A 9,424-nucleotide genomic window follows, 5' to 3' on the forward strand; every position below is an offset into this window, starting at 1 on the left:
GCGATTGAGGCGCGGGGTCCGGGGCAGAGCCCCGCGACCCCGGCGCCGGGTGGGCGCACCGATCAGGCGAGCCCAGCCACCAGATCCGCCACAGACTTCCGGCGCCCCGTGAAGAACGGAACCTCCTCACGGACGTGCCGCCGCGCCTCGGACGCCCGCAGGTGCCGCATCAGGTCGACGATCCGGTGCAGCTCGTCCGCCTCGAACGCGAGAATCCACTCGTAGTCGCCGAGCGAAAAGGACGCGACGGTGTTGGCCCGCACGTCCGCGAAGCCGCGCGCCATCTTGCCGTGGTCGGCGAGCATCTTGCGGCGCTCGTCGTCGGGCAGCAGGTACCAGTCGTAGGAGCGCACGAACGGGTAGACCGAGACGTAGTCGCGCGCGTTCTCGTCGGCGAGGAACGCCGGGATGTGCGAGCGGTTGAACTCGGCGGGGCGGTGCAGCGCCATGTTCGACCACACCGGCTCCAGGGCGCGGCCCAGCTTGGTGCGGCGGAACAGGTTGTACGCCTCCTGCAGCTGGTCGGCCGTCTCGGCGTGCCACCAGATCATGAGGTCGGCGTCGGCGCGCAGGCCCGACACGTCGTACGTGCCGCGGATCGTCACGTCCTTCGCGTCGAGCTGGTCGAACAGCTCCTGGACCTCGTCGGCGTAACCGGCGCGGTCCTCCGGGAGCACGTCCTTCAGCTTGAAGACGGACCACAGGGTGTAGCGGATGGTCTCGTTGAGATCCTTCGCCAGCTTGCCCTTGTTCGGTACGCGCGCGGCGTCGGTGTTGGGGGTGTCGTCGCTCATGTCCTCATTCTCCTGCTCCGCCGTGCATGCTCTGCACCGGGTCGGCCTTCAGCTCGTCGAGGGCCGCGGTGTCGCCGCCGAGCATGTCCACGGCGGCGTAGGCGCTGGCGATGCACGCCGGGATGCCGACGCCGTCGTACGCGGCTCCGCACACGGCGAGGCCCGGCACGGCGGCGATGTGCTCGCGGATCCGGTCGACGCGGGCGGCGTGCCCGACGGGGTACTGGGGCAGTCCGTCCTTCCAGCGCGTGACGTGCGCGTCGACGGGCGCGGCGCCCAGGCCGGTGGCCTCCCGCAGGTCCTGGCGGGACAGGTCGACGAGGTCGGTGTCCTCGCGGCCGAGGTCCTTCTCGTCGCCGTAGCGGCCGACGGAGGTCCGTACGACGAGCAGCTCCGGGTTCTGTTCCTCGATCCAGCCCCACTTGCGGGAGGCGAACGTGGCGGCCTTGATCGTGTGGCCGTCGACCGGCGGGACGAGGAAACCGCTGCCCTCGGGGAGGTCGGCCTCGGACTTGCGGAACGCCATCGTGATCAGGGCCATGGAGGCGTACTCGATGCGGCGCAGCTCCTGGGAGGCCATCGGGGAGGCGGTGCGCAGCAGGCTCGCGGCGGCGGGGGCGGGGAGCGCCACGATCACCTGGTCGGCCTCGAAGGTGCGGCCGGACTCGGTGCCGAGGCGCCAGAGCTCGTCACGGATGGTGAGGGACGTGGCCCGCTCGCCGAGCAGGATCTCGCCGCCCTTGGCGCGCACGGCGTCGGCGACGGCGCCCGGCAGCGTGCCGATGCCGCCGTCGATGCCCATGAACACGGGCCCGGTCTGCTGGTTGGCCGCGGCACGCTCCTGAATGGCGCGAACGGCCTCCGTCAGCGACACATGGCGGCCCGCCTCCTCGAACAGCTGCGGCACGGCGCTGCGCATCGAGATCAGGTCGGCGTCGCCCGCGTACACGCCGCCGAGCAGCGGTTCGACGAGCCGGTCGACGACCTCGCGGCCCAGGCGCGCGGCGACGTACCTGCCGACGGAGACGTCCTCGCCGAGGTGGGTGGGCGGCAGGTGGTCGTCCCGGCGGATGCGGCGCAGGCCCTCGTCGGAGAGCACCCCGGCGAGCGCGTCGGCCGTGCCGGGCACGCCCATGACGTGTCCCTTCGGCATGGGCCGCAGGGCGCCGCGGGTCCAGATCGAGGCGGTCGCCGTGCTGGGCGGCTGCAACCGGTCGCCGAGGCCCACCTCGCGGGCGAGGCCGACCGCTTCGGGCCTGCGGGCCAGCATCGACTCGGCGCCCAGGTCGACGCGTGCGCCGGCGATCTCGCCGGTGCGCAGCTTGCCGCCGAGCCGGTCGCCGGCCTCCAGGACGGTCACGTGCACCGGCCCGCCCCGCTCGCTCCCGGCGAGCAGCCGGTGGGCGGCCGCGAGGCCGGCGATTCCGCCACCGATGACGAGGACCTTCCTGCCCCGCCTGCCCCGACCCGTCTTCGTCACAGTGTCCGCTTCACGCATGCCCCCACTTTGTCAGAACGTCAGCGTGTGATTGACGCCTGTGGACGTGTCCCGACCGTGACCGCTTCGGGACCGCTCGGCAACCACCGTTCGGGGGATTCGCGCGTCGAAGGGGCGTCCGACGACCGTCACGACCCTCGGGGGTTACGTCCATGCGCTTTCCCAGTACGAAGACACGCACCAGCGGGCCACGCCGCCCGCTGGCCCTGCCCGTCGCGGCGCTGTTCGCGCTGGCGCTCGCCCTGACGGGCTGTTCGGGGGCGGGCGGCGACGACGGGGGCTCGAAGAGCTCGTCCTACGACAAGGACGTGGCGGCTCCGAACGAGGCCGGCGCGGGCGGCGGCAAGTCCAGTTCGGACGGCAAGTCCAGCTCTTCCTCCGGACAACAGGCCAAGAAGCCGCCGAAGCTCACCGGCGTCCACATCATCCGCACCGCCCACCTCTCCGTACGCGTCAAGGACGTCCCGGACGCGCTCGACAGGGCCCGTACCGCCGCCGAGAACGCGGGCGGCATGATCGGCGACGAGACGACCGACCGCGACAGCCACGGCCACGAGCGCTCCCGCGTGACCCTGCGCGTACCGCAGGAGTCGTACGCGGAGGTCCTCGACCAAATCTCGGGCGGCGGACGCCTGTTGGAGCGGAACGTGACGGCGAAGGACGTCACGGACCAGGTCGTGGACGTCGACAGCCGGATCAAGTCGCAGCGGGCGAGCGTGGCGCGGGTGCGGGAACTGATGGACCGGGCGGTGAAGTTGAGCGACGTGGTGACCCTGGAGGGCGAACTGGGCACGCGCCAGTCGGAGCTGGAGGCCCTGCTCGCGCAGCAGGATTCGCTCAAGAACCGCACGAGCCTCGCGACGATCACCCTCCGCCTGACCGAAACGCCTCCGCCCGCCCCCGCGAAGCACAAGGACGACCCCGGCATCCTGGACGCCTTGTCGGGCGGCTGGAACGCCTTCACCACCGGCCTGAAGTGGATCGGCATGGCACTGGCGGCAACCCTCCCGTTCGCGGCGGTCCTGGCCCTGCTGGCATTCCTGACCACCCGCTTCGTACGGTCCCGCCGTTCGAGCCCGGCCGGCGACTGAGGCGCGGGGTCCGGGACAGAGCCCCGCGACCGCACCCCCGGGTTAGCGTGACGAGATGAGCACCGACACCGCACGCGAACGCCTCGTCATCATCGGCGGCGACGCCACCGGCATGTCCGCCGCGTCACAGGCCCGCCGCCTCAAGGGCCCCGACGACCTGGAGATCGTGGCCTTCGAACGCGGCCGCTTCACGTCGTACTCGGCGTGCGGCATCCCGTACTGGGTGGGCGGACAGGTCGCCGAGCGGGACGAGTTGATCGCCCGCACCCCCGAGGAGCACCGGGCCCGCGACATCGACCTCCGCACCCGCACGGAGGTGACGGAGATCGACGTCGCGGGCCGCCGCGTGCACGCCCGCGACCTCGACGGCGACAAGGCCGGGTACTGGACCTCGTACGACAAGCTCGTGATCGCGACGGGTGCCCGGCCCGTCCGCCCCGACCTGCCCGGCATCGACGCGCCGGGCGTGCACGGCGTGCAGACGCTCGGCGACGGCCAGGCGCTGCTCGACACGCTGCGGGCGACCGAGGGCCGGCACGCCGTGGTCGTGGGCGCCGGATACATCGGCGTGGAGATGGCGGAGGCGCTGATCCACCGCGGGTACGAGGTGACGGTGGTGAACCGCGGCGCCGAGCCGATGTCGACGCTCGACGCGGACATGGGCCGGCTCGTGCACGAGGCGATGTCCGGCATGGGCATCACCATGGTCGACGACGCCGAGGTGACGAAGATCCTCACCGGGGACGACGGACGGGCCCGCGCGGTGGCCACGGACGACGCCGAGTACCCGGCGGACGTGGTGGTGCTGGGCATCGGCGTACGCCCGGAGACGACCCTCGCGCGGGAGGCCGGGCTGCCGCTCGGGGCGTCCGGCGGGCTGCTCACGGACCGTTCGATGCGGGTGCGCGGGTACGACGACATCTGGTCGGGCGGCGACTGCGTGGAGGTCCTCGACCTGGTGTCCGGCAGCGAACGCCACATCGCGCTCGGCACCCACGCCAACAAGCACGGCCAGATCATCGGCTCGAACGTCGGCGGGGACTACGCGACGTTCCCCGGCGTCGTCGGCACGGCCGTCAGCAAGGTGTGCGACCTGGAGATCGCCCGCACGGGCCTGCGCGAGAAGGACGCCCGCCGCGCGGGCCTGCAGTTCGTGACCGTCACCATCGAGTCGACCAGCAGGGCGGGCTACTACCCCGGCGCGGCGCTGATGACGGTGAAGATGCTGGCCGAACGGCGCACGGGCCGGCTCCTCGGCGTGCAGATCGTGGGCCGCGAGGGCGCGGCGAAGCGCGTCGACGTGGCGGCGGTCGCGCTGACCGCGGGCATGACGGTGGATCAGATGACGGCCCTGGACCTGGGCTACGCGCCGCCGTTCTCCCCGGTGTGGGACCCGGTCCTGGTGGCGGCACGCAAGGCGGTGGCGGCGGTGCGGGCGGGGTAGCCCCCGGCCCGCACCCGGCCACGGTGGATCAGGACGCGGTCTGCGTGTGCACGTACTCCACGAGGCGGGTCAGGGAGTCCGGGTCGGTCGTCGGCATGACGCCGTGGCCGAGGTTGAAGACGTGGCCCTCGAGGCCGGAGGCGGCGTCGAGGACCTCGCGGGCCTTCGTCTCGACGGCCTCGCGGGTGGAGAAGAGGACGGCCGGGTCGATATTGCCCTGGAGCGCCTTGCCGGGGCCGACGCGGCGGGCGGCCTCGTCGAGCGGGACGCGCCAGTCGACGCCGACGACGTCCGCGCCGGCCTCGCCCATGAGGCCGAGCAGTTCGCCGGTGCCGACGCCGAAGTGGATGCGCGGCACGCCGTACGACTCGACCGCCTGGAAGACCTTCGCGGAGGCGGGCATCACGGAGCGGCGGTAGTCGGCGGGCGCGAGCGCGCCGACCCACGAGTCGAACAGCTGGACGGCGCTGGCGCCGGCCTCGATCTGCACCTTCAGGAACGCGGAGGTGATCTCGGCGAGCCGGTCGATCAGGTCGGCCCACAGCTGCGGGTCGCCGTACATGAGCGCCTTGGTGTGCTCGTGGTTGCGGGACGGGCCGCCCTCCACGAGGTAGCTGGCGAGGGTGAACGGGGCGCCCGCGAAGCCGATGAGCGGCTTCGGGCCGAGCTCGGCGGTGAGCAGGCCGATGGCCTCCGTGACGTACCAGACGTCCTCGGGCGTGAGGTCCCGCAGCCGCGCCAGGTCGGCGCGCGTGCGGATCGGCTCGGCGACGACGGGGCCGACGCCGGGCTTGATGTCGAGGTCGATGCCGATGGCCTTGAGCGGCACGACGATGTCGCTGAAGTAGATCGCCGCGTCGACGTCGTGCCGGCGCACCGGCTGCATCGTGATCTCGGCGACCAGGTCGGGCCGCATGCACGAGTCCAGCATCGCGATGCCCTCGCGCACCTTGAGGTACTCGGGCAGCGAACGGCCGGCCTGGCGCATGAACCACACCGGCGTGTGCGGCACGGGCTCACGCCTGCACGCCTTGATGAAGGCTGAGTTCTCGGTGGCCTTCGTGGCTTCGTACGTCGCTGACGGCTGCTGGCCCGTGGCCTCGGTATTGGCACTCACACCCGAAAGTTTCGCACGCCCGCGTCGCCGCCTGTGAAGGACATGGGGAAGCGGGCTCCCCGAGGGGTGTCCCTCCCCGCGCGCGGGGCCCGCTCCCCTTAACCTTCCCGGCATGGCAGCGGCTCAGGGACGACGGTCGGACGACGGGCGCGACGACCACAAGGCGACAGGCGGGATGAGTGAATCGGTGCGGGAGGGGCAGAACGCTCGGGACATGAACGCTGCACAGGAGCACGACCCCACCCCGCCCGCCTTCCGTACGGCGGTCGACGCCCTGCGGTCCGCGCGGCTCCGCCCGGAGATCGAGATCGACCCGACGCGGCCGCCGCAGCGCCTGGCCCCCTACTCGTACGCGCTCGAGGCCGCGGTCGTCGACGGTGACGAGGACCTGGCCGACGGCCGGCTCGTCCTGCTGCACGACCCGGCGGGGCACGAGGCCTGGCACGGCACCTTCCGGCTCGTGACCCTGGTCCGGGCCGAACTCGAACCGGAGATGGCGGCCGACCCCCTGCTCCCCGACGTCTCCTGGTCCTGGCTGACGGGCGCGCTGCAGTCCCGGGGCCTCTCCTACGGGGAGCCTTCGGGGACGGTCACCCGGGCGAGTTCGCACTACTTCGGCGGGCTCGGCGACCGGGCGCCCGCCTCACAGATCGAGATCCGGGCGTCGTGGACGCCGCGCGAGGGCCTGGGCGGCGTACCGGACACGGCGGCGCATCTCGCGGCGTGGTGCGAGGTGCTGTGCCAGATCGCGGGCCTGCCGCCGGTGGCGGCGGGGCCGCAGGGCCCTGACGGCGCGGTGGTGACGCTGCCGCAGCGGCGGGGGCCCCGGCCTTCCTGACCGCGATGCGCGGGGGTCGTTTTTCGGCCGCGTCGGAGCTGCTCCGACGCGGCCTTCTCATGTTTCGGGTCCTTTCGAAATGGCTCTGGACCGTCGGATTTGGTTCGATTGAATGCGACTCATGACTATTCGCCACCCTTTCGAATGATCGCTAACGTGTCCGAATTGCTCGCATTGTTACTCACCAAATCGTGATCATTCTCTAAAGGCGGACGGGTTTGGTGCCGAAGGTTGCTGTGACCTTGAAAGCACGGTTCATCCCCGGCTTCATCCCCGAGCCGGCTCCGTCCCGCACCCCAGGAGGCCTGGTGTCCGTTCTCCTCGAGCAGCCCTCAAGCCTGGTCGCCTACCGCCCGAACAAGCCGACCGCGATGGTGGTCGTGGCCGACCCCCGCGTCCGTTCCACCGTGACCCGCCACCTGTGGGCGCTCGGTGTTCGTGACGTGATCGAGGCCTCGTCCGTCGCGGAGGCTCGTCCCCGCATCGGCAACCCCCGCGACATCTGCGTCGCCGACGTCCACCTCCCCGATGGATCCGGTCTGACGCTCCTCTCCGAAACTCGAGCCGCGGGCTGGCCCAACGGGCTCGCCCTCTCCGCCGCCGACGACATCGGTGCCGTGCGCAACGCCCTCGCGGGCGGCGTCAAGGGCTACGTCGTCACCGGCACCCGTACGAACATCGGCCTGCCCACCCGGCCCGGCGCCGCCCCGATCGGCGCCGCGGCCGCCCGTATGCACCGTCGCCCCCCGGGTGCCCCGAGCCACCCGGGCGGCTACCGCGAACTCTCCGGACGCGAAGTGGAGGTGCTCCGGCTCGTCGCCGAGGGCCAGTCGAACAAGGCCATCGGCGTCTCCATGGGGCTTTCCGCCCTGACCGTCAAGAGCCACCTCGCCCGCATCGCGCGCAAGCTCGGCACGGGTGACCGGGCCGGGATGGTGGCCGTGGCGCTGCGCACCGGCATCATCCACTGATCGACACGTGGCCGGATTCGTCCGGTTTACTCCAGCACGACGCCCGTCGACGTAACGTTCCGTCGACGGGCGTCGTGCGTTCACAGATACTCTTGACAGGTGACCGACGCCCAAGAGACCGCAGCAGACAGTTCACTGCGCACCACCGGAGGCGCCCCTCTGGACGACGGCGGATCTTCTGCTGAAGGATCTGTTGGTTCAGTCGACGGTGCGCCCACCCCCCTTCTCGAACCGCGCGAGGGCATCCCGCCGGTGATCGCCGACGAGGCCTCGCTCGCCGATGTCGTCGCGGCCTTCGCCGCGGGCAGCGGCCCCGTCGCCGTCGACGCCGAGCGCGCGTCCGGCTACCGCTACGGGCAGCGCGCCTATCTGGTGCAGCTGCGCCGCGAGGGCGCGGGCACCGCGCTCATCGACCCGGTCGCCTGCCCCGACCTCTCCGCGCTCGGCGAGGCCATCGGCGACGCCGAGTGGGACCTGCACGCCGCCACCCAGGACCTGCCGTGTCTGCGCGACATAGGCATGCGGCCCGCGCAGCTCTTCGACACGGAGCTGGCCGGACGGCTCGCCGGGTTCCCGCGGGTCGGCCTCGGCGCGATGGTCGAGAACGTGCTGGGCTACGTACTGGAGAAGGGCCACTCCGCCGTCGACTGGTCGACGCGCCCGCTGCCCGAGCCCTGGCTGCGCTACGCCGCGCTCGACGTCGAACTCCTCGTCGACCTGCGCGACGCGCTGGAGAAGGAGCTCGACCGGCAGGGCAAGCTGGAGTGGGCCCACGAGGAGTTCGACGCCATCGCCTCGGCGCCGCCCGCGCCGCCCCGCAAGGACCCGTGGCGGCGCACGTCCGGCATGCACAAGGTGCGGCGCCGGCGTCAGATGGCGATCGTCCGCGAGCTGTGGACGGCGCGCGACCAGGTCGCGCAGCGGCGGGACGTCTCGCCGGGCAAGGTGCTCGGCGACTCGGCGATCGTCGAGGCCGCGCTCGCGGTGCCGCCCAATGTGCACGCGCTGTCCGCCCTGCCCGGCTTCGGCCACCGCATGGGCCGGCGCCAGCTGGAGCAGTGGCAGGCCGCGGTCGACCGGGCGCGGGCCCTGTCCGACGCCGAGCTGCCGCAGCCGGGCCAGCCCACGACGGGCCCGCCGCCGCCCCGCGCCTGGGCCGACAAGGACCCCGCCGCGGCGGCCCGCCTCTCGGCGGCGCGCGCGGCGGTCACGGCTCTCGCCGAGACGCTCTCGATGCCGCAGGAGAACCTGATCACGCCGGACACCGTGCGCCGGGTGTGCTGGGAGCCTCCGGCGGAGGTCGATGCGGAGTCGGTGGCGGAGGCGTTGCGCTCGCACGGTGCGCGCAACTGGCAGATCAACCAGGTCACGCCGGTCCTCATCCCGGCGCTCGCGTCCCGCGCCTGACCGGCCCATCCGCCGCGGCGCGCCCTCCGGCCTGACCGGGGGGCGCGTTGCCGTAGGCGCGGGTGCCCCTGGGCGGGCACGGTCCCCCACGCCACGGGGCTGTTTCCGCCGGATCGGGGTTGCGGTCGCGGGGCCGCCCTGAGGCAGGTCTTGCGGCACCGGCGTTACGGTCGCGGGGCCGCCCTGAGGCAGGTCTTGCGGCACCGGCGTTACGGTCGCGGGGCCGCCCTGAGGCAGGTCTTGCGGCACCGGCGTTACGGTCGC

8 protein-coding genes are annotated in these 9,424 nt (G+C 72.5%); 5 read left to right on the top strand and 3 right to left on the bottom strand.

Going from position 1 to position 9,424, the window contains the following annotated elements:
* Positions 1-62 precede the first annotated feature (62 nt).
* Together hemQ and hemG are read right to left on the bottom strand one after the other, a co-directional pair.
* Complete coding sequence (gene hemQ, locus ACFV9W_RS23120; RefSeq protein WP_385763827.1) at positions 63-794, bottom strand: hydrogen peroxide-dependent heme synthase; 732 nt, start codon at positions 792-794, stop codon at positions 63-65.
* 4 nt (positions 795-798) lie between these two features.
* Positions 799-2,292, bottom strand: a complete 1,494-nt coding sequence (gene hemG, locus ACFV9W_RS23125; RefSeq protein ID WP_385763829.1) for a protoporphyrinogen oxidase — start codon at positions 2,290-2,292, stop codon at positions 799-801.
* 152 nt (positions 2,293-2,444) lie between these two features.
* On the opposite strand from hemG, the gene ACFV9W_RS23130 reads away from it, so the two are divergent.
* Complete coding sequence (locus tag ACFV9W_RS23130; RefSeq protein WP_385763831.1) at positions 2,445-3,383, top strand: DUF4349 domain-containing protein; 939 nt, start codon at positions 2,445-2,447, stop codon at positions 3,381-3,383.
* Between the two features lie 55 nt (positions 3,384-3,438).
* Positions 3,439-4,827 (top strand): FAD-dependent oxidoreductase, encoded by a 1,389-nt coding sequence (locus tag ACFV9W_RS23135; RefSeq protein ID WP_385763833.1) that lies wholly within the window; start codon positions 3,439-3,441, stop codon positions 4,825-4,827.
* Positions 4,828-4,855: 28 nt separating this feature from the next.
* On the opposite strand, the gene hemE is transcribed toward ACFV9W_RS23135, so the two are convergent.
* On the bottom strand, positions 4,856-5,944 hold the full coding sequence (hemE, locus tag ACFV9W_RS23140; RefSeq protein WP_385763835.1) for a uroporphyrinogen decarboxylase: 1,089 nt from the start codon (positions 5,942-5,944) through the stop codon (positions 4,856-4,858).
* A 112-nt stretch (positions 5,945-6,056) separates the two neighbouring features.
* On the opposite strand from hemE, the gene ACFV9W_RS23145 reads away from it, so the two are divergent.
* The 3 genes from ACFV9W_RS23145 to ACFV9W_RS23155 all read left to right on the top strand — a co-directional run bounded on the left by ACFV9W_RS23145 (position 6,057) and on the right by ACFV9W_RS23155 (position 9,160).
* The gene (locus ACFV9W_RS23145; protein WP_385763837.1) at positions 6,057-6,782 is read left to right on the top strand and encodes a DUF3000 domain-containing protein; all 726 of its coding nucleotides are present in this window, start codon (positions 6,057-6,059) and stop codon (positions 6,780-6,782) included.
* 308 nt (positions 6,783-7,090) lie between these two features.
* Positions 7,091-7,753, top strand: coding sequence for a response regulator transcription factor (locus ACFV9W_RS23150; RefSeq protein ID WP_266602921.1), 663 nt, complete (start codon positions 7,091-7,093; stop codon positions 7,751-7,753).
* Between the two features lie 99 nt (positions 7,754-7,852).
* A complete protein-coding gene (locus tag ACFV9W_RS23155) occupies positions 7,853-9,160 on the top strand; it encodes an HRDC domain-containing protein (protein ID WP_385763840.1) in 1,308 nt (435 codons plus the stop codon).
* Positions 9,161-9,424: the final 264 nt, after the last annotated feature.

Source organism: Streptomyces sp. NPDC059897, assembly GCF_042730865.1.
GTDB lineage: Bacteria > Actinomycetota > Actinomycetes > Streptomycetales > Streptomycetaceae > Streptomyces.